The following is a 21517-nucleotide window of genomic DNA, read 5'->3' as shown; positions in this document are numbered from 1 at the left end:
ACCGCCTCTTAAAAATAAAATATAAACCAATTTGTAAATTTTACTGGAAAAATAACCGCTTGCCTATCTTCTATACACGTTTCATCTTTAAAGTTTTGTAAAAATAAGTAAAGATTAACACTCTAGCTCATTTTAATGAGCAAGATAAACATCAAAACGATGATTTTTTGTGGTCTGCGAAAAATCAGGTTTTTGCTCTGCTAAGAAAGGGGCATAATCCGGGCGTTTTACCACCACCCGTTTTTTAGCTAAGGCTTTAGCCGGTAGAAAAAAGTCATCTGAGTCCAAATCCGACCCGACCAAATGTTGAAAAACTCGCATCTCTTTTTTTACCAAAGCACTTTTTTGTTTATGAGGATACATCGGATCTAAATAAACCACATCCGCACTTTGCACTTTAGGATCAAGCTGCGAAATGTTGCGAAAATCGGCTAAAATCATCCGTTCTTGCATAAACTCACCGATTTCCGCATCTTGATAGGCTCGATTTAAACCGTCTTCCAATAATGCTGCAACAATAGGATTGCGTTCGACCAATAACACCTTGCAACCGATAGCCGCCAACACAAAAGCATCTCGCCCAAGCCCAGCGGTCGCATCAATCACCGTGGGCAAATAATCGCCTTTAATGCCTACCGCTTTGGCAACCGCCTCGCCTCGTCCGCCACCAAATTTACGCCGATGAGCCATTGTGCCATCCACAAAATTCACTGCAATCGCCCCAAGTTTTGGTTCGTCTAATTTGCGTAATTCTAAACGCTCTTCTGTAAGTACAAGGGCTAAAATGCTATCTTCGTTATGAACAAGCTGCCATTTGTTGCAAATATGTTGGAATTTGTCGTTATCTTGTGTTTCGTTAATTAGTTGGATCATTAAAACAAATCTCCCCCTCCCCTCTTTACTAAAGAGGGGAGAGCGTGCAGAACGTAATTTAAATTTATCAGACTATTTTAGCGTTTAATTGTAGTGAAAAAAGATAAATCTCAAATTTTCTCGATCTTATTCCCCTCTTTAGAAAAGAGAGGTTAGGGGAGATTTGACTATACTCCCAAAAGCTCCTCAAAATGTTCAATTAAACAGGCTTTCCCTGCCACATCTTCATCTTGCCAAGCTGATTTTAACATTTCATCACTAAATAATTTTTCATATTCGCTTGCGATTGGGTGGTAGCTAATGTGCCACGGTTCAAAACCTACTCGGCTATGCGTGCCGTCAAAAGGGAAGAAAAAACCAAACTGTTCGGCATTGTGATGTAGCCATTCTGCCAATTCAGCAAAATAACCTCCCTCTAGATACTCCCAAGGTTCAAGCAACAACGGGGTGTTTTCAGGTAATAAATCTGGGTCAAAAATATCAATTTCAGTACCCCAATGATGACGGCTTGCCCCTGGCACCGCAGACCATCTCAACATTGCTTGGCATTTTTCAAAATCAGTTAAGACGGATAAATCAATCGCCACACCATTATCGTCGTGTACTTTACGCTCGCCGTTAAATTTCGCATTCCAAATCAATTTTTGTCGCTCAAAATCACGAAAAGTACTCGCTGGTTGAAGATTAAAACCTGCCTCTTTTGCCTCTTTTTGAAGTGCTAAAAAGGCATTCACAACTTCAGGTTGAAGACTGTGTTTATCTGAAAGAGGATTAGGCAAAGACACTAAATGCTCACGGGTTTTACCCGTTAAGATATTTGCAAAATTTTCCACAAAAATGACCGCTTGTATATAAAATTAATTGCATTAAATTATAAACCAAATTTCAGCAATATATTTTTTCTTGTGGAAATAAAACCCTTTATATGTTAAAAAGTTACCCTAAATTTCCCTTTTCAATGTAACAAATTAAGGAACACAACAATGTCTTTACAAGCAATTATTGAAGCAGCATTTGAAAAACGTGCTGATATTACCCCTAAAACTGTGGATGCAGAAACAAAAGCGGCTATCGAAGAAGTGATCGCAGGTTTAGATAATGGTTCACTACGTGTTGCCGAGAAAAAAGATGGCGAATGGGTGGTAAATCAGTGGGTGAAAAAAGCGGTGTTGCTTTCATTCCGTATCGCTGATAATGAAGTGATTGACGGTGCTGAAACCAAATTCTACGACAAAGTACCAACTAAATACGGAAACTATACGGAAGAACAATTTAAAGCGGACGGTATTCGTGCTGTGCCAGGTGCGGTAGTACGTAAAGGTTCACACATCGAGAAAAACGTAGTATTAATGCCATCTTTCGTAAACATTGGTGCTTACGTTGGCGAAGGTACAATGGTAGATACTTGGGTAACTGTTGGTTCTTGTGCTCAAATTGGTAAAAATGTTCACCTTTCAGGTGGTGTAGGCATTGGTGGTGTGTTAGAACCATTACAAGCAAACCCGACTATTATCGGCGACAACTGTTTCGTTGGTGCACGTTCTGAAATTGTAGAAGGTGTGATTGTTGAAGATAACTGCGTAATTTCAATGGGTGTATTTATCGGTCAATCAACTAAAATTTATGACCGTGAAACAGGCGAAATCCACTATGGTCGTGTGCCGGCTGGCTCTGTGGTTGTTTCAGGCTCTTTACCGTCAAAAGATGGTTCACATAACCTTTACTGTGCGGTTATCGTGAAAAAAGTAGATGAAAAAACATTAAGCAAAGTAGGCTTAAACGACTTACTACGTTCTATTGATGAGTAATTCATAAATTGAATTTCCCTCACTTTGCAAAAGTGAGGGATTTTTTTACCGCTTGTAAGGAATTATTATGAAAAAAATCCTCCTTTTAAATGGCCCGAATCTCAATATGCTTGGAAAACGTGAGCCTGAAATTTATGGTTCGCAAACCTTAGCGGATATTGAAACGCACCTGCAACAATTAGCTAATAAACAAGGCATTAAATTAGAATATTTCCAAGCAAACGGTGAAGAGCCGATTATTAACCGTATTCACCAAGCATTTCAAAATACCGATTTTATTATTATCAACCCCGGTGCATTCACTCACACTAGCGTGGCAATTCGTGATGCGTTACTGGCGGTTTCTGTTCCGTTTGTAGAAGTCCATCTTTCTAATGTGCATAGCCGTGAACCTTTTCGCCATCACTCTTATCTAAGTGATGTAGCAAAAGGTGTAATTTGTGGTTTAGGGGCTAAAGGTTATGAATATGCATTGGATTTTGCAATTAGCCAATTAAAAAATCTTTAAACTATGCTTTAATCTCAATACAATTACATTTTATAATTATAATATTAATTAAAGGTTCTTTATTTTAATGGATAAGTTTTCTCTTATATCCTTATGTTTTATTCATTTAGGATTATTCTCTTATTTCAGTATCATTTTTTTTATAACTAGAGAAGTAATGATCACTAAATTTGTGGATAAAACAATTTTAGATAACCCTGAAAATTATCATTCAGTTAAAAGAATGAGAAATTTGGGCTTTCGCTTTGATTTAAAAATAATCGCATTATTTTTAACCATACCATTTTTAATGGCAGCACTATTATCAACTATTTTTTCAGTTCAAACCATTCTTGCTAGCTATGCTGGATATATTTTAATTAGTAGCTTTTTTATTACCCTAGCATTAATTTGCAACTATTTTTACTTCAAAACTTATAATAATTACTATGATGTTTTTATCTTTGGATTAATAGAAGAAGATACAAAAGCCGTATTAAAAAATATACTTGATGATTATCCTGTTATACGCATTATCACAACGGCATCTATTATAAGTTTGATTCCTACTTTTCTAATATGTAACTACAAAACGCCATATCTAGAACTGCCATTATGGTTAAATATTCTTATATTTATCAGTATGATAGTAGCAATGTTTTTTGCAATTAGAGGAACAATAAACTCTAAACCTCTAGGAAGAATACATTCTCAAGTATCGCAACTTGCAATCCTAAATAAAATGGTACCAAATGGTATATTAGCAATTCGATGGGCATTTCAAGATAGAAAACGAAATGTAAATTTTAAGCCTGTAGATAAACTAGTAGGTAAGCAGCTAATAAATGAATCAGGTCTAAAAACATTATATGCAAAAACAGCTAAAAATGAATGGTTAGAACATACGAAACCAAATGTAGTATTAACCATTATGGAAAGCTTTGGGTTAAATGGACTGATTACCGATAATAAAGATGAGAATGATCTGTTAGGCTCTTTACGATCTTATATGGAAACAGAGTTCGTATTTAAACGTTTCTTATCCTCATCAAATGGCACTATGAGTACGTTAGCGTCAATTTACTTCCATAGTCCGATGCAAGAAATTACGCAATCTATTGCTCAAAATGTAAGACTAAAAACAACACCTTTTTTGATTTATAAGAACCAAGGGTATAAAACTGTTTTTATTTCTGCAGGTAATATGATGTGGCGAAATTTAGCAAATTACCTCCCTATTCAAGGGGTAGATGAGTTATATGATCAAAATACTTTAATTGATAGATACCCTGAGGCTAAAAACACATTATCTTACTGGGGAGTTGCTGATGAGTTTGCTTTTAAATTAGCTAATGAATTATTAGAGAATGCTAATGAGCCAATGTTTATTAATATTTTGACTATTACTAATCATCCTCCATATAAAGCCCCAAATGCATATATACCTAATAAGGTTAATCCAAAAGTATTTAAAGATAAATTTGGTGAAAATGATACAGAGCGCCGTAATATATTAGAAAGTTTTCAATATGCCTGTAATGCCTTAGGTAATTTTATTACAGATGTCAAACAAGGAAATAAAAAAGATAATACAATTATTGCTGCTACAGGCGATCATCACATTAGAGGAATGAAACATAAATTTCCAGAAGAATTTTTTATGGCTAATGCCGTCCCATTTATTTTAAGTGTTCCGTCTAAATTACAAACCCAATTTGAAATTGACTATTTACCTGCGAAGTTAGGATCACATAAGGATATTATGCCTACTCTGTATCATTTAAGTCTTTCTGATATCGAATATCTACACTGTGGGGGAGAAAATTTATTAGCACCAGTAACAGATAACTATTTTGCATTCCATCCTTATATATGGGCCGATAATTCAGGAGTAATTGATCTAACATCACCTGATTTTACTAAATATAAATGGGATGATCAGGATAAGTTCTTTATAAAAAATAACTCATTAGACCACAATGAGCATAATAAAATTAATGCTTATACACAGCTCCTTGATTGGCAAATAAATTATTTAATTAAGGGATATCAAGATGAGAAAAAAGACTAATACTTCCGATTTTAAACTGGTACGATGAATACCAAAATCGTTCATTTTCGCCAAATTTCTGAGATTTTATTCGCAAAATTGGCGAAATTCAGTTATTCTACACACAGAATTTTTTAACTCTGCATTTTATAAAAAATGCAGAGTTCTGTTTTTAGCTAACAACATACGGAATCTTATTATGGATATTCGCAAAATTAAAAAACTTATCGAATTAGTTGAAGAGTCTGGCATTACAGAATTAGAAGTGTCAGAAGAAGAAGGTACAGTACGTATCAGTCGTGCGGCTCCTGTTGCAGCTGCAGCTCCTATTCAATATGCAGCAGCACCTGTTGCAGCACCAGCACAAGCTGTACAACCTGTAGCTGCTCCGGCAGTACCTGAACCAACTGCACCAACAGCAGAAGTAAGTGGCCACGCAGTCCTTTCTCCAATGGTTGGCACGTTCTACCGTAGCCCAAGCCCAGATGCAGCACCATTTGTTGAAGTGGGTCAAACTGTGAAAATCGGTGATGCTTTATGTATTGTTGAAGCAATGAAAATGATGAATCGCATCGAATCAGACAAAGCAGGTGTGGTGAAAGCAATTCTTGTTGATGATGGTGAAGCAGTAGAATTTGATCAAAAATTATTCATCATCGAATAATAGTCTCCCCTCTTATCCCCTCTTTTAAAGAGGGGATGATCATTCATCTATTAAATGAAACTCTGAATATCGTTCAATCTTTGACGATCGCTTCTTCTTAACAAAGAGGAAGGGGGAGATTTTAAAGGAGAAAATCCCAATGTTAGAAAAAGTTGTTATTGCAAACCGTGGTGAAATTGCGTTACGTGTTTTACGTGCTTGTAAAGAATTAGGCATTAAAACCGTAGCGGTTCACTCAACTGCAGACCGTGAATTAAAACACGTTAAATTAGCTGACGAAACAATTTGTATCGGCCCTGCACCTTCAGTAAAAAGCTATTTAAATATCCCAATGATCATTGCAGCTGCTGAAGTAACTAATGCAGATGCTATTCACCCGGGCTACGGCTTCTTATCTGAAAATGCAGATTTTGCAGAACAAGTTGAAAAATCTGGCTTTATCTTTATTGGCCCAACAGCAGATGTCATTCGTTTAATGGGTGATAAAGTTTCTGCAATCAATGCAATGAAAAAAGCAGGTGTTCCTTGTGTACCAGGTTCTGACGGCCCAGTTGGTAACGATCCAAAGAAAAATAAAGAAATTGCAAAACGTATCGGCTACCCTGTTATTATTAAAGCTTCCGGTGGTGGTGGTGGTCGTGGTATGCGTGTGGTGCATCACGAAAAAGATTTAGAAGAATCTATCGCAATGACCAAAGCTGAAGCGAAAGCCGCATTTAATAACGATATGGTGTATATGGAAAAATATTTAGAAAATCCACGTCATATCGAAATCCAAGTCCTTGCGGATACTCACGGTAATGCCGTGTATCTTGCCGAGCGTGATTGTTCAATGCAACGTCGCCACCAAAAAGTGGTGGAAGAAGCACCAGCTCCAGGCATTACGCCTGAATTACGTCAATATATCGGCGAGCGTTGTGCCAATGCGTGCCGTGAAATTGGTTATCGTGGTGCAGGTACATTTGAGTTCCTATATGAAAATGGCGAATTCTACTTCATTGAAATGAATACTCGCTTACAAGTAGAACACCCTGTTACTGAAATGATTACAGGTGTGGACTTAGTAAAAGAGCAATTACGTGTTGCGGCTGGCTTACCACTTTCTATCAAACAAGAAGATATTAAAGTGAGAGGGCACGCAATGGAATGTCGTATCAATGCGGAAGATCCAAACACTTTCTTACCTTCGCCGGGTAAAATTACACGCTTACACGTGCCTGGTGGCTTAGGTGTGCGTTGGGATTCTCATATCTACTCAGGTTATAGCGTTCCTCCGCATTACGATTCAATGATTGGTAAATTAATTACCTTCGCAGAAAATCGTGATATTGCCATCAGCCGTATGGAAAATGCGTTATCTGAAACTATTGTTGAAGGAATTAAAACTAACATTCCTCTTCATACTCAAATTCTTTCAGATAAAGAATTCCGCAAAGGCGGTACTAACATTCATTACCTAGAGAAAAAACTAGGCTTAAAGTAATGTAGCCAAGTATAATCATAAAACGATCTGCACCCTAAAAGTTAGAATATAAACTAGCTGATTCAGGTGCAGATTTTTTATAAATAAACCATCTCCAGCTCCTAAGCTTGAATAAGAAATAGAGTTTAACTAAAACAAACCTTGCAAAATTTTTATTAAAAATAACCGCTTGTTCTTTCTTTAAAACCGAAAAAATAATTATTTTTATGGGCAACCGATTGCTTGTTTTTTTAGATCAAAAAAAAGTAAATAAAGCCTTTTAAAGCTTAACGCTTTGGGCTAATCTAAACAAAATTTTAAATAAGAAAGGAGCAAAAAATGACAATCTTCCAAGTTGCTGAAAAATGGTTAGCACAAGATCCAGATGCAGAAACTAGAGCAGAATTAGAACAACTTATTCAAGCCGCTCAAACGGATGAAAAAGCAAAAACGGAATTAGAATCTCGTTTTGATGGTCGTTTACAATTCGGTACTGCAGGTTTACGTGGCAGATTACAAGCCGGTTCAATGGGTATGAACCGTGTGTTAGTGGCTCAAGCTGCTGGCGGTTTGGCTGAATTTGTAAAAGGCTACGATAAAACCCCTTCTATTGTGATTGGTTACGATGGTCGTAAAAATTCAGATGTGTTTGCCCGTGATACCGCAGAAATTATGGCAGCGGCAGGCATTAAAACCTACCTTTTACCACGCAAATTACCAACCCCTGTTTTAGCTTATGCAATTCAATATTTTGATACTACCGCAGGTGTAATGGTAACCGCAAGCCACAACCCGCCTGAAGATAATGGTTATAAAGTCTATTTAGGTAAAGCCAATGGCGGTGGTCAAATTGTTTCTCCAGCAGATAAAGAAATTGCTGCGTTAATTGATAAAGTGGCAAACGGTAGCATTGCTGACTTACCTCGCAGCCAAGATTTCACTGTGTTAGATGATGAAGTGGTTAATGCGTATATTGAAAAAACAGCTTCATTAGCAAAACAACCAAAAGCGGAAATTAACTATGTTTATACCGCAATGCACGGTGTTGGTTATGAAGTATTACGCAAAACACTGGAAAAAGCAGGTTTACCACAACCTCATTTAGTGAATGCACAAATTCAACCAGACGGTACATTCCCAACAGTAAACTTCCCGAATCCAGAAGAGAAAGGTGCATTAGATTTATCTATTGAATTAGCGAAAGAAAAAAATGCAGAATTTATTTTAGCTAACGACCCTGATGCAGACCGTTTAGCCGTTGCAGTGCCAGATGCACAAGGAAATTGGAAACCTTTACACGGTAATGTGATTGGTTGTTTCTTAGGTTGGTATTTAGCGAAACAATACCAAGCAGAAGGCAAAAAAGGTGTATTGGCTTGCTCTTTAGTTTCTTCGCCGGCATTGGCTGAAATTGCGAAAAAATATGGCTTTGGTTCGGAAGAAACACTAACCGGCTTTAAATATATCGGTAAAGTAGAAAACCTATTATTCGGTTTTGAAGAAGCATTAGGTTACTTAGTGGATCCAGATAAAGTACGTGATAAAGACGGTATTTCAGCCGCTGTTGTCTTCTTAGATTTAGTATGTAGCTTGAAAAAAGAAGGTAAAACCATAGCAGATTACACCGCAGAATTTGTGAAAGAATTCGGTGCTTATGTGAGCGGTCAGATCTCTATTCGTGTGAGCGATTTATCAGAAATCGGCAAATTGATGACGGCATTACGCAATAATCCACCAGCAGAAATTGGTGGGTTTAAAGTGGCACAATTTATCGACCACACCAAAACAGAGCGTCAAAACGATATTTTAGTCTTTGTATTGGAAAATGGCAGCCGCTTAATTGCTCGTCCATCTGGTACAGAACCAAAAATTAAGTTCTACTTAGATGCTCGTGGTAGCGATGCAGAAAATGCAGAGCAAGTATTAGCTCAATTCGATGAAAGTGTTCGAGCATTACTTCGCCAAGAGCAATACGGTAAACAAGATTGTTAATTGAAACTAAAGCACTCGCCTCTTCGTGAGTGCTTTTTTCTTTTATGGAGGGGACAAAATGGCTCAAAAAATTATTTTAGATTGCGACCCTGGGCACGATGATGCCATTGCAATGATGTTGGCTTGGGGAAACCCCAATATTGATTTATTGGCTGTTACCACTGTGGTGGGAAACCAAACCTTAGAAAAAGTTTCTCGTAATGCGTTGGCGGTGGCAGAAATTGCGAATATTCGCAATATTCCTTTTGCGAAAGGTTGCCCTCGACCATTAGTACGAGAGGTGGAAAATGCCCCCGATATTCACGGTAATTCGGGTATGGACGGTCCATTACTGCCCGAGCCTACATTAACATTTGAAGACAAACACGCGGCAAATTTAATTATTGATTTAGTGATGTCACACCCCGAAAAAAGCATAACCCTTGTGCCAACGGGTGGTTTAACCAATATTGCCTTAGCTGCTCGGTTAGAGCCCCGCATTATTGAGCGTGTTAAAGAAGTAGTGTTAATGGGCGGAGGCTACCACACAGGAAACTGGAGTGCGGTGGCAGAATTTAATATAAAAATCGACCCTGAAGCGGCTCATATTGTCTTTAATGCAGGCTGGAAAGTCACAATGGTTGGTTTAGACCTCACGCACCAAGCACTTGCAACGCCTGATGTAGTGGAACGCTTTGCTGCATTAAACAGCAAACCGGGGCAATTTGTGGTGGAATTGTTAGAGTTCTTCGGCAAAATGTACAAACAAGCTCAAGGATTTGATTCTCCGCCCGTGCACGATGCCTGTGCGGTTGCCTATGTGATTGACCCGAGTTTAATCGAGGTGCAACAAGTACCGGTCAATATTGAGCTGACCGGCACTCATACGCTTGGAATGACGGTGGCGGATTTCCGCTATCCACCAAAACAATGCAATACTTGGGTGGCTAAAAAATTAGATAAAGAGCGTTTTTGGGATTTAGTTATTGACGCAGTTAAAAATCTCTAAAACGATTTCCCACTAGAATAGTATATAATTAAGTTTTTGGGCAAAAAGTGAGTGCAAGCCACTCACTTATGCTGAGCCGAGTATGCTTTGTATACTAGGTCGAAAACCGACTTAATTAGACTTTATGAAAACACTCTTTCTTCTCTTTTTCCTACTTACAAGCGGTTCAATTTATGCAAAAGATTGCATTGAATATACGAACGAATCGCCCTTTCATATTACCCGAGTGGATCTTAACTGCAAAAATATTGAATTAGTTGGCTCCGAGAAAAGCGATAATGGCACAACGGTTTCAGAGTTTGCCAAAAAATATCAGACAGATGTTGCTATAAATGCGAACTTCTTTTGGAAAGATTTTACCCCGATAGGGCTTGTGGTAAGTAATGGCAAACGTTGGTCAAAATATGGAGATACTCGCTCACGAGTGCTGTTTGGTTGCGATAAAGCGAACAAATGTTTTATTGAAGACAAAAATAAAGTTACCCCACAAAATGCAAAATGGCAGGTGGTAATTGCTGGCTGGCATTGGTTTAACCGAAACACGGAAAAATTTGAATGTGGTAAAAATGATAAAGTCGGCTGTGTGCAGAGCGTTTTTACCAACAAACACCCAAGAACCCTAATTGGCTTAAATGAGGCTAAAAATTGGCTCTATTTGGTTGTGGTAGAAGGGCGACAACTGACGTTTCAAGGTGTAACTCTTGATGAGTTAGCACAAGTCGCTAAAAAATTAGAGCTAACCAAAGCTGTGAATCTGGACGGAGGCGGCAGCTCAACAATGGTTATAAATCACAAGCGGGTAAATTCTCTACCATTTTTGCAAAGCGAAGAACGCAAAGTTTCCAACCATTTTGGGGTAAGGTTGAAATCCGAATAAATTTTACAAAGACTTCGGAAAAAAATAACCTCTGATGGCGCGAGTGTCCCACTCGTGCCGAAAATAATCGGTCAATTTAAATTTGGGATAGTGGACAAAATTTGATAAAAATTAGCCGATTGTACTAAGGCTAGCCTAGCACCAGCGAGGACGCTGGCGCTATCGGAGTGAGATTAAAAGAAAAATAAATTTTGCAAAAATGTCGGAAAAAATGACCGCTTGTATTAAAGAATTCTATTAAGCATTGGTATATTCGGCTTTATCGTCTAACCAGCGTTTGATCAATGCTTGTGCAAGCGGTGGATTTTCCACAATAATTTGCTTGGCATAGCGTTGCACCAACGGAATCATTTTGCGATCTCGCATTAAATCCGCCACTTTAAATTCTGCCATACCGGTCTGTTTGGTGCCGAGAATTTCCCCTGTGCCACGAATTTCCAAATCTTTTTCTGCAATGTAAAAACCGTCTTGGCTATCTCGCATTACCTGTAAACGCTTGCTGGAAATTTTGCCAAGCGGCGGTTTATACATTAGCACACAATGGGAGGCAGTTGCTCCTCGCCCTACTCGCCCACGTAATTGGTGTAGCTGTGCTAAGCCTAAACGTTCGGAATTTTCAATAATCATCAGGCTGGCATTCGGCACATCAACCCCTACTTCAATCACGGTGGTAGCAACCAATAAATCTAAATTCGCCGCCTTAAATTCCGCCATAATCGCTTGTTTTTCTTGCGGTTTCATTCGCCCGTGTACCAACCCAATACGTAAATCAGGCAAGGCTCGCTGTAAATCTTCCGCAATGGCAGCGGCGGCTTGTGCCTCTAATACTTCCGATTCATCAATTAAGGTACAGACCCAATAGGCTTGGCGGTTTTCCTGCTTACAGGCTTGATAAACCCGTTGCACGATTTCGGCTCGTCTGTCTTCTGAAATCACAACCGTTGTAATCGGTGTTCTCCCCGGTGGGAGTTCGTCAATAATAGAGGTATCTAAATCGGCATACACCGTCATTGCCAAAGTTCGAGGAATCGGGGTGGCGGTCATAATCAGTTGATGCGGATAAATTTCTCGCCCGTCAGCCGTTTTCGCCCCTTTTTCACGTAGCGTTAAACGTTGATGCACACCAAAACGGTGTTGTTCATCAATGATCACAAGCGCAAGATTATGAAATTCCACCGCCTCTTGGAACAGAGCGTGAGTGCCGATAATCATCTGCGCTTCGCCGTTTTTGATCGCCTCAAGTTGAGCTGTGCGAGCTTTGCCTTTCACTTTACCGGCAAGCCAACCCACCTCTATACCAAAAGGATTCAGCCAATTCGCAAAATTATTAGCGTGCTGTTCGGCTAAAATTTCGGTCGGAGCCATTAACGCTACCTGTTTGCCGTTATCTATCGCTAACAAGGCGGCAAGGGCGGCAACTAAGGTTTTACCCGAGCCCACATCGCCTTGCACTAAGCGCATCATCGGCGAAGGTTGGGCTAAATCACGCTCAATATCTTCCGTTACACGGCTTTGGGCGTTGGTCGGTTGGAATGGCAAACTTTGCAGAAAACGCTGTTTAATATCCGTTTGATACATTAAAGCCTCCGCATACTGCTGTTTTACCCCCAAACGCAGTTGTTGCATTGCTAAATTATGGGCGAGTAACTCCTCAAAAATCAGCCGTTTTTGTGCAGGGTGTTCGCCTTTTTCTAAGGTTTCGGCAGAAATGGTCGGAGGCGGACGGTGCAATAACTGCAATGCCTCTTTTAAACTGTATTTATGCGGATTGTATTCATCTGGCAACAGTTCAGCCACTTTTACATTATTTAACACCGCCAAGGCTTGCTCGGTCATTTTCCGCAATGAGGCTTGTTTTAAGCCCTCTGTGGTGGAATAAATCGGTGTCAGTGTTTCTGATAATTCAAGCGGTTGATTATTGCGGATAATTTGATATTCAGGGTGATGAATCTCCGCCATAAAACGACCACGTTTAATCTCGCCAAAGGCTTTTACTCTCGCTCCCACCACAAAACTGTTTTTCATTCCCGCATTAAAATTAAAGAATTTCAGCATAATTTTGCTGGTGCTGTCGGAAAGGGTAACGGATAAAATCGGACGGCGACCAAATTGCACTTCGGCAAGTTGCACATAGCCTTCAATGGTCGCAAAACTTTCCGGGCGAACATCGGTAATCGGCGTAATACGGGTGCGATCTTCGTACCTCATCGGCAGATGAAACAACAAATCCTGCACATTATTGATGCCAATCCGACTTAATTTTTCCGCAATCGCTGCCCCAACGCCGGAAAGAGCAGTTAAAGGCACTCCGTCTAATAATTGTTCGCTCATAGTGTTTAATTCGGTTCAAAAGGGTTGAATAGACGCACATCGCAACGGGCGAAGTCTTTGGTATTACGAGTAACTAAAATCAGGTCATTTGCCTTAGCAATAGCTGCAATATAGGCATCATTGATCGGGCTTCTATCCGGAATATGAAATTCTGCACAGATAATGGCGGCTGCTAAATCAAACGGCAAAATACGTGCTGAAAACTGTTTTAATAACTGATTTTCAAACCAATCATTTAGAATATAGTATTGGGCTAAATCTCGCTGTTTTTTCGCTAGAATACCGATTCTAACTTCACTGATAACAGTGCTACAAAGATAGCAGTTATTCAACTCAACTTGCTGAAACCAACGCATTACGTTTGAATCGGCTCTGCCTTTTCCTGCTTTACGCAGTTCGGAAATAATATTGGTGTCGAGCAAATACATTAGTCAAAATCCACCGTTCTACATTTAGAATTTTTACGAATATCTCGTAAAATTTGCTCAAAATCCGCCATATCGACTTCATCTTCTTCAACAGAAGGCGAGGCAAATATATCTGCTAATGTTTGTGGCTTGGTTTGCTGTTTATAATCCACATAACTCGACACCACACTCACAATTTTACCCCATTTGGTGATAAAAACCGGCTCTTTTTCCGCCATTTTCAACACTTTGCTGGCATTTTGGTTAAATTCTCTTGAAGTGATGGTAATAGCCATAATAATCTCCAAAATGTAGTGAAAAGTTGAGTGTATTTTAGTAAATGTAGGAGGTTTTTCAAGAGATGCTTTGATATACAATAGAGAATAGCCAGATCTTTTTAATTTTCACTACAGATAAAGCCCCTTATACCGCTATCGAACCGCCTTTTGATATTCCTGAAAGTTGGGAGTGGGTGAAGTTATCTGATATTGTCTTTAATTTAGGACAGAAAACACCAACTGAGAAATTTTGCTATATTGATGTTGGGTTAATTGATAATAAAAAACATAAATTAGAAAATACAGAAAATTTTATTGAAGCAAAAAATGCACCTTCTCGGGCAAGAAAACTAATCCAAAATGGAAGTATTTTATATTCAACAGTAAGACCATATTTGCAAAATATCTGTATCATTGATAACACATTCAAATATGAACCTATTGCTAGTACGGCTTTTGCTGTAATGAATGTATTTACTGATTTTTATAATAAATATCTTTTCTATTATTTGTTAAGTCCACCCTTTACTGATTTTGTGAATCAAGAAATGGTGGGGGTAGCTTATCCTGCAATTAATGATGAGAAATTATATAATTTTTTAGTACCTATCCCCCCACTCAACGAACAACACCGAATCGTCGCTAAAATTGAAGAGCTTTTGCCTTTTATCGAACAATACGACAAACAGGAACAAGCCTTAAAAACACTGAATAAAAACTTCTCCGAACAGCTAAAAAAATCGATCTTACAGGCAGCGATTCAAGGCAAATTAACGGAGCGATTACCGACCGATGAATCTGCCAGTGAGCTGTTAAAACGCATTGAAGCGGAAAAAGTGCGGTTGATTTCCGAAGGGAAATTGAAAAAGCCGCGAGTTCGTGATAATTCACAGAATGAGAAGTTCGAGCCACCGTTCAAGATTCCACAGGGGTGGGAGTGGGTTAGGTTGGCTGATGTGTCTGTTATTACAATGGGGCAATCTCCAGACAATAAATATATTGGAAATATCGGAATTGAATTTCATCAAGGAAAAAGTTTCTTTACTGAAAAATATATTTCTAAGTCTAGTCTTTATTGTTCTCAATCTTCAAAAATTGCAGAAAAGAATAGCATTTTATTATGTGTAAGGGCTCCAGTTGGTATTGTAAATCTAACAAATAGAGTATTATGTATCGGACGAGGGCTTGCTGCAATAAATCCAATTATACTTGATTATAAATTTTTATTTTATTTATTACGTTGTTATCAAAATTATTATGAAAGTTTGTCCACTGGGAGTACCTTTAAAGCAATCAATAGAGATATTATTGATGAAACATTTATTCCCCTTCCCCCACTCGAAGAACAAAAACGCATAGTAGAAAAAGTGGAATTGCTTTTATCGCAAATAGAGCGTTTATAAGAGCATATAATATACGCCCACGGACGCACGTAGATGTAGGTCGGGCATTTATGCCCGACCTACAATACTGATTTTCAACACACAAAAGGAAATCAGTATGATCTTATCTTACGAAAAACATCTTAAACAATCCAACCTTGCTAAAAATACCATTTCAGCGTATTTATTTTCTATTAAGCAGTTTTATTCTTTATTTGATGAAATGAATAAATCGAACCTAAAATCCTATAAAATTTATTTAATAGACCATTTCAAACCGCAAACTGTGAATTTAAGATTACGTGCAATAAATTGTTATTTGGAATTTATTAAAAAAGAGAAATGGAAATTATGTTTTGTTAAAGTGCAACAAAAGCCTTTTTTAGAAAATGTCATTAGTGAAGCAGATTATGAATATTTTAAGAAACGCTTAAAAGCTGACAATAATCTCTATTGGTATTTTGTCATTCGTTTTATGGCAGCAACAGGGGCAAGGGTTAGCGAGTTAATTCAACTCAAAGCGGAGCATATTCAGCGTGGTTTTTTAGACCTTTATTCCAAAGGCGGTAAATTACGTCGTATTTATATTCCCGAAAGATTACAACAAGAATGTTTAGCTTGGTTAAAACAGAGAAATTGCCAACACGGATTTATTTTTCTAAATAAATATGGAGAAATAATTACCACAAGGGGAATTTCATCACAATTAAAAGTATTGGCAAAAAAATATAAATTAGATCCTAAAGTGATATATCCGCATTCATTTCGTCATCGATTTGCTAAAAGTTTTTTAGAACGGTTTAGTGATATTGCTTTTTTGGCTGATTTAATGGGACACGAAAGTATTGAAACTACCCGAATTTATTTACGGCGTACCAGCACAGAACAGCAGGCTATTGTGAATAAAATTATTGATTGGTAAATTTTCAATAAACTTTGACAGTTGTAGGTTGGGCATTTATGCCCAACATTATTCAAATGATGATGGATTATCGGGCATAAATGGCCGACCTACATCTACGTACGTCCGTGGGGATATATCATATGCCCTTATAAACGCTCTATTTGTGATAAAAGCAATTCCACTTTCTTTACTATGCGTTTTTGTTCTTCGAATGGGGGTAGGGGGAATAAAATATCCAAAATATCATTTCTTGAAATTCCAGGTATCATACTTTTAGCTACACTTTTTAATTTATCGATATAGTTATGAAGATAAAACTTTAAGAAATATTTATTTAGATAAGGATATGTTTTTATTGCCATAATTTGTCTAGCAATATGAACTTTATCTTGTTCTAAGAAAAGCATTTCGCCAATAGTACCTTTGCAAGTAATCAGTAAATCTCCTTTATTTGCTATTTTTGATGCTCTATTTGTATAGCGATTAATTTCTAGTTTGTTATTTATAAAATTACTTGCACCTGTAATATATGGAATTCCAATTTCTTCTTTTGAATAGTATTCAGGTGTTAAATCTTGACCTGAAATCAATTCAATTAATTCACCAAGCCTAACCCACTCCCACCCCTGAGGAATCTCGAACGGCGGATCGAACTTCTCATTCTGTGAATTATCACGAACTCGCGGCTTTTTCAATTTTCCTTCGGAAATCAATCGCATTTTTTCCGCTTCAATGCGTTTTAACAGCTCGCCGGCAGGTTCATCGGTCGGTAATTGTTCCGTTAATTTGCCTTGAATCGCTGCCTGTAAAATCGATTTTTTTAGCTGTTCGGGGAAGTTTTTATTCAGCGTTTTTAAGGTTTGCTCCTGTTTGTCGTATTGTTCAATAAAAGGTAGCAGTTCTTCGACTTTAGCGACGATTCGGTGCTGTTCGTTAATTGGAGGGAGAGGAAAAATTAATTCTTTTAGTGTATTTAAATAAATACCTTTTTGTGCAGTCCCTTTACTATTTGATACCATTAAATCTAGCAAAAAAGCAGATTGAAGAGCGTAACTAATATATTCAGAATTAACCAGAATAGGCTTTAAAACAGCAATACTTCGTTGCAAAGCAAATTTTGCATTTGATTTTACAATAGCAGTTCGCCCAATTGTTCCGACAATTGTAAGCAAAACATCATTCAATTGAATTTCGGTTCTTTGATTCTCTATTTCCCATTGTTCAATAGACACCCAGCGTGATGCTGATGAGAATTGAATTTCGTGATTAAAAATATTAGCAGCACTTAAAATAGGAATTCCAGATAAATTATTGGGTGGTGGATTGTGAGAGCCATCTGTAATTTTTGATGTGATTTCATCAAGCCTCACCCACTCCCAACTTTTAGGAATCTCAAAAGTCGATTCGATAGCGGTATAAGGGGCTTTATCGGTAGATTTTTTGCTTTTTTTTATTTTTCCTTCGGCAATCAAGCGGTCTTTTTCTGCTCGAATTTTGCAAAGGAGTTCGCTAGCTGGCTCGTCATTCGGATCTTGCGGTACAAGCTTGCCGGAAATAGCCAGTTGTAAAATGCTGCTTTTTAATTGTTGGGCGTTCATTTTTGTTCTCAATTCAATCGGGATTACTTCTTAAAATATTTTTGATTACGATGTTTAGGATTTTCGGGGTATAACATTTCAACTACGCCAAAAGCTAAGGCTGGTTTTAAATATTGCATACGGAAATGTTTGTCATCTTTTAACCCGAGTTTTTTCATAATGTCTTTACTTTTCATTGGTTCAAGCAATACGGAAAGTAAACGAGTTACTTCGGGGGTAATTTGACAGTTTTCTTCTGGGGTAAAGACGTCGCTTTCTTCAGTTTGCTTTTCTTCGGGGGCTACGCTTTGCTTGTCTTTACTAGCTTTATCAAGTTGAATGCAAGATTGACTAAAATAATCATCTTGTGATTTCTCAGTGATTATCTGCTCTAAGCCGACTAGAGTATAGAGCTGTTTTCTCGGACTCCCTGAACTGGTCAACAAACCCTTTTCTTTGAGCCTTGCCAAGGCTAAAGTGATATGTCTGCGTGGATATTGAGGCATTTTTTGTGCTAATTCCGCAAACATTGCCTTGCCTTGATTGAAAGCGATAAATAGCAGGCAGTCTTTTTGAATAGGCTGTAAGTTGGAAAATTTTTCACCAAAACAAGCGGTGAATTTTTCCTCAAAATTGGCAATAGCTCCTAATTGAAAGGTTAGGGTAAGTTTTGTGTAATCAATTTCACTTTCCAAAAGCGGAGAATTGAAATTTCGGCTTTGCCAATAGGAATAAATATCTCGCACGCCTTGCCCTTGTCGCTCGCATAATCCTAAACGTCGGAATAGATTATGAATAATAGAATTACGGCATTCCGAGCGTTGTCCGGCAATCGCTGTTGGAATATCGATTAGCATTACCCCCGCATTTTCAAAAATCAATTTGTTATCTTTGGTCTTAATCACTTTTAAATGGCGAGTATTATTAAAGTAGTCTGCGTGCGTGATTGCGTTGATGAATGCTTCTCGCAGTCCATCGGTAATTTCGTTTTCCTCGGTGCGTGTAAGATTGTCTAATTTGAAGTGCTTATCTTTTCCAAGTTCTTGAATAAGCGGAACTACTTTTAGATAAAATTCAAATAGATTGCCTTCTTCCAGATCAAAATCGGTGATTCGCAATGTATAGCGTTTTATATCATCGTCTTCTTCGTAATACTCAAAAAAGAAATGGGGAAATACGCTGGTAATAGCGTAGTTTTTTCCAAACATCAATAAACCAGCATTGGTAATACCTTCACTATTTTGTGCCAAATCTTTTTTGTAAGCCCCTATTTCTTGCAACAATTTCTCGTCCGATAGCGTAAGTAATTTTGAGGTGCTGTTATGGGCTTTTAAGAGGTTTCTGTATTTATCAAGTGTGCTTAAACTAATATCATCAATAGAAGCGTAAGGTACAATTCGCCCATCAGCATCTTTTTGACTATAACTTGAAATGAAAGAACGAAGTTCGGAGGATGTGAGCTTATGATCGCCTGAATTTAGGCGAACATAAGAAAGCCGATAATCGCCATTTAAATGAATAGGACGATCTAAAATATCGGCGGCTTTCACATAAATTGCAATCACGGTTTTATCTTCAATTTGGAAAGGTTTTACATCATTGTCATTTAATAATGATTTGCTGACTTTTTCACTACGAGATTGCGAGAATAATTCATCGATCACTTTTTCAGGATTATTGACACCCGAGATAAGCAATTCAGGAGTATATCCTTGTTCATTTTCTTTTACGCCTAATAGAATAAATCCGCCATTACTATTGGCAAAAGCAGAGTAAGTATGCCAAAGATCTTTTGGTACACTATTTTTAGCTTCTTTGTATTCTATTTCTGATTTTTCTCGGATAAATTGCTGATTTGCAATCATCTCTTTAATCTCTTTCCAAGTCAGCATTTGCTCTCCTGTTACAACTTAATCCCCAAAATCCCTGTAATTTCACTCAAAATGCGGTCAATATCAGCATTTAAAGCGGTGCGTTTTTGTTGGTAATTTGCAATTAACTCATCGGGCGGCAAAATTTCCTCTTCTTCGTGCGGAAAACCGCATAAGTCGATGTTGAATTGGCGGTCTATTAGCTCTTGCACGTTGTAACAACGGGCTTTGTCGAATCCGTCGATTTCAATCGCTTGGCGATTTTCCCACCATTCCATTACTTCATTGAAATGCTCTAATTTCATCGGTTTGGTTTTCGAGAAATTTTTGTAGCCTTTCGGCATATCAAGGCGGTAGAACCAGGTTTTTTCCGTCGGTTTCGTATTGTCGAAAAAGAGAATGTTGGTGGTAATCGACGTATAAGGGGCAAACACACTATGCGGCAAGCGAATCACGGTATGTAGGTTCATTTCTTCCAGTAGCTTTTTCTTGATTGCCATTTTGGCGTTGTCGGTACCGAATAGGAAACCGTCAGGCAGTACGATGGCGACACGTCCGTTTTTCTTCAAACGATACATAATCACCGACATAAACAAGTCTGCCGTTTCACTTGAACGCAATGCCGCAGGGAAGTTGGTTTTAATTTGTTCGATTTCCGAACCGCCGTAAGGTGGGTTCATTAAAATAACGTCAAACTTGTCTTTTTCGGTGTAATCTTTCACTGATTTTTCAAGGGCGTTGTCGTGGTGGACATTCGGATTGTCGATGTCGTGTAACAATAAATTTGTCACACAAAGCAGGTGCGGTAAGGCTTTTTTCTCAATACCGTAAACCGAATTATTGAATAAAGTGCGGTCGGAAACCGAAGAAATTTGTTGCTCTAATTCTTTCAAAGCAGAAGTTAAAAAACCACCTGTACCGCAGGCAAAATCAGCAATACGTTCCCCCAGTTTTGGCTTGATCATTTTGACCATAAAATCGGTAACGGCTCGTGGCGTATAAAATTCGCCTGCATTGCCCGCACTTTGTAGGCTTTTTAGGATATTTTCGTAAATATCGCCAAAGGCGTGGCGTTCTTGATACTGCTCGAAATTGATTTCATCAATAATGTTAATCACTTGGCGAAGCAGTACGCCGTTTTTCATATAGTTGTTGTTATCTTCAAAAGCGGCACGAATAATACGCTGATTCATTGGGGTTTCAGCGGTAATCGGTAGATTTTTCAAAGCTGGGAAAAGATCATTATTGACGAAAGAGAGCAGTTCATCGCCTGTCATCGCTTTACCGTCTTTGTTATCTTTCGCCCAATTTGCCCAACGAAGAAAATTAGGCAGAATCGAACGGTAATTATCGTTAATCAGCTCCCATTCTTGCTCTTTTGCATCGTAGATTTTCAGAAATAAAATCCATACGATTTGTTCAATACGTTGGGCATCGCCGTTGATCCCAGCATCGTTACGCATGACATCTTGTAAGCGTTTTACTAAATTATTTAGGCTCATTTTGTTCCTTGTTTAAGTCTTTTAAGCACGATTGGCACTTTGCAAAGTTTTGCTAAAATTTAAC

Annotated in this window: 18 protein-coding genes; 10 read left to right on the top strand and 8 right to left on the bottom strand. The window is 38.1% G+C overall.

Features of this window, described 5'->3' with window-relative positions; genetic code table 11:
- Positions 1 to 132 precede the first annotated feature (132 nt).
- On the bottom strand, positions 133 to 873 hold the full coding sequence (locus tag PTQ27_RS07345) for a class I SAM-dependent methyltransferase (protein WP_273749156.1): 741 nt from the start codon (positions 871 to 873) through the stop codon (positions 133 to 135).
- A gap of 167 nt (positions 874 to 1040) precedes the next feature.
- The gene (locus tag PTQ27_RS07340) at positions 1041 to 1706 is read right to left on the bottom strand and encodes a M15 family metallopeptidase (protein WP_273749157.1); all 666 of its coding nucleotides are present in this window, start codon (positions 1704 to 1706) and stop codon (positions 1041 to 1043) included.
- Between the two features lie 150 nt (positions 1707 to 1856).
- Here PTQ27_RS07340 and dapD point away from each other — a divergent pair, with 150 nt between their 5' ends.
- The 8 genes from dapD to PTQ27_RS07300 all read left to right on the top strand — a co-directional run bounded on the left by dapD (position 1857) and on the right by PTQ27_RS07300 (position 11201).
- Positions 1857 to 2681, top strand: a complete 825-nt coding sequence (gene dapD / locus PTQ27_RS07335) for a 2,3,4,5-tetrahydropyridine-2,6-dicarboxylate N-succinyltransferase (RefSeq protein WP_273749158.1) — start codon at positions 1857 to 1859, stop codon at positions 2679 to 2681.
- Between the two features lie 67 nt (positions 2682 to 2748).
- Positions 2749 to 3189, top strand: a complete 441-nt coding sequence (gene aroQ, locus PTQ27_RS07330) for a type II 3-dehydroquinate dehydratase (protein ID WP_273749159.1) — start codon at positions 2749 to 2751, stop codon at positions 3187 to 3189.
- A gap of 157 nt (positions 3190 to 3346) precedes the next feature.
- Positions 3347 to 5239, top strand: a complete 1893-nt coding sequence (locus PTQ27_RS07325) for an LTA synthase family protein (protein ID WP_273749160.1) — start codon at positions 3347 to 3349, stop codon at positions 5237 to 5239.
- Between the two features lie 178 nt (positions 5240 to 5417).
- Positions 5418 to 5882: an acetyl-CoA carboxylase biotin carboxyl carrier protein gene (accB, locus tag PTQ27_RS07320; protein WP_273749161.1), complete on the top strand. Its 465-nt coding sequence runs from the start codon at positions 5418 to 5420 to the stop codon at positions 5880 to 5882.
- Between the two features lie 139 nt (positions 5883 to 6021).
- Positions 6022 to 7365: an acetyl-CoA carboxylase biotin carboxylase subunit gene (accC, locus tag PTQ27_RS07315; protein ID WP_273749162.1), complete on the top strand. Its 1344-nt coding sequence runs from the start codon at positions 6022 to 6024 to the stop codon at positions 7363 to 7365.
- Between the two features lie 318 nt (positions 7366 to 7683).
- Complete coding sequence (locus tag PTQ27_RS07310) at positions 7684 to 9336, top strand: phospho-sugar mutase (RefSeq protein WP_273749163.1); 1653 nt, start codon at positions 7684 to 7686, stop codon at positions 9334 to 9336.
- 58 nt (positions 9337 to 9394) lie between these two features.
- Positions 9395 to 10324 (top strand): uridine-preferring nucleoside hydrolase UriH, encoded by a 930-nt coding sequence (gene uriH, locus PTQ27_RS07305; protein ID WP_273749164.1) that lies wholly within the window; start codon positions 9395 to 9397, stop codon positions 10322 to 10324.
- Positions 10325 to 10448: 124 nt separating this feature from the next.
- Positions 10449 to 11201, top strand: coding sequence for a phosphodiester glycosidase family protein (locus PTQ27_RS07300; RefSeq protein ID WP_273749165.1), 753 nt, complete (start codon positions 10449 to 10451; stop codon positions 11199 to 11201).
- A 237-nt stretch (positions 11202 to 11438) separates the two neighbouring features.
- Here the strand turns inward: PTQ27_RS07300 and recG are convergent, their stop codons facing one another.
- From recG to PTQ27_RS07285, 3 genes are read right to left on the bottom strand one after another with little or no spacing between them, the layout of a single operon-like run.
- On the bottom strand, positions 11439 to 13532 hold the full coding sequence (gene recG / locus PTQ27_RS07295) for an ATP-dependent DNA helicase RecG (protein WP_273749166.1): 2094 nt from the start codon (positions 13530 to 13532) through the stop codon (positions 11439 to 11441).
- A 5-nt stretch (positions 13533 to 13537) separates the two neighbouring features.
- A complete protein-coding gene (locus tag PTQ27_RS07290; protein WP_273749167.1) occupies positions 13538 to 13960 on the bottom strand; it encodes a type II toxin-antitoxin system VapC family toxin in 423 nt (140 codons plus the stop codon).
- On the bottom strand, positions 13960 to 14235 hold the full coding sequence (locus PTQ27_RS07285) for a type II toxin-antitoxin system Phd/YefM family antitoxin (RefSeq protein ID WP_273749168.1): 276 nt from the start codon (positions 14233 to 14235) through the stop codon (positions 13960 to 13962). Before PTQ27_RS07285 ends, PTQ27_RS07290 begins: the two co-directional genes overlap by 1 nt.
- A gap of 80 nt (positions 14236 to 14315) precedes the next feature.
- Between PTQ27_RS07285 and PTQ27_RS11540 the strand changes: the two genes are divergently transcribed.
- Positions 14316 to 15620 (top strand): restriction endonuclease subunit S, encoded by a 1305-nt coding sequence (locus PTQ27_RS11540; RefSeq protein ID WP_353617598.1) that lies wholly within the window; start codon positions 14316 to 14318, stop codon positions 15618 to 15620.
- Positions 15621 to 15717: 97 nt separating this feature from the next.
- Positions 15718 to 16521, top strand: coding sequence for a tyrosine-type recombinase/integrase (locus tag PTQ27_RS07275; protein WP_273749169.1), 804 nt, complete (start codon positions 15718 to 15720; stop codon positions 16519 to 16521).
- 128 nt (positions 16522 to 16649) lie between these two features.
- On the opposite strand, the gene PTQ27_RS07270 is transcribed toward PTQ27_RS07275, so the two are convergent.
- The 3 genes from PTQ27_RS07270 to PTQ27_RS07260 are packed head-to-tail and all read right to left on the bottom strand — an operon-like array spanning position 16650 to position 21453.
- Positions 16650 to 18101, bottom strand: coding sequence for a restriction endonuclease subunit S (locus PTQ27_RS07270; protein WP_273771123.1), 1452 nt, complete (start codon positions 18099 to 18101; stop codon positions 16650 to 16652).
- A gap of 23 nt (positions 18102 to 18124) precedes the next feature.
- Positions 18125 to 19972 carry an RNA/DNA-binding domain-containing protein gene (locus tag PTQ27_RS07265; protein ID WP_273749171.1) on the bottom strand — a complete coding sequence of 616 codons (1848 nt, stop codon included), beginning with the start codon at positions 19970 to 19972 and terminating at the stop codon, positions 18125 to 18127.
- 11 nt (positions 19973 to 19983) lie between these two features.
- Positions 19984 to 21453: a class I SAM-dependent DNA methyltransferase gene (locus PTQ27_RS07260; protein WP_273749172.1), complete on the bottom strand. Its 1470-nt coding sequence runs from the start codon at positions 21451 to 21453 to the stop codon at positions 19984 to 19986.
- Positions 21454 to 21517: the final 64 nt, after the last annotated feature.

Origin of the sequence: Mannheimia cairinae (assembly GCF_028649535.1) — a bacterium.
Lineage (GTDB): Bacteria > Pseudomonadota > Gammaproteobacteria > Enterobacterales > Pasteurellaceae > Mannheimia > Mannheimia cairinae.
This window is presented reverse-complemented; position numbering and strand designations above follow the sequence as displayed.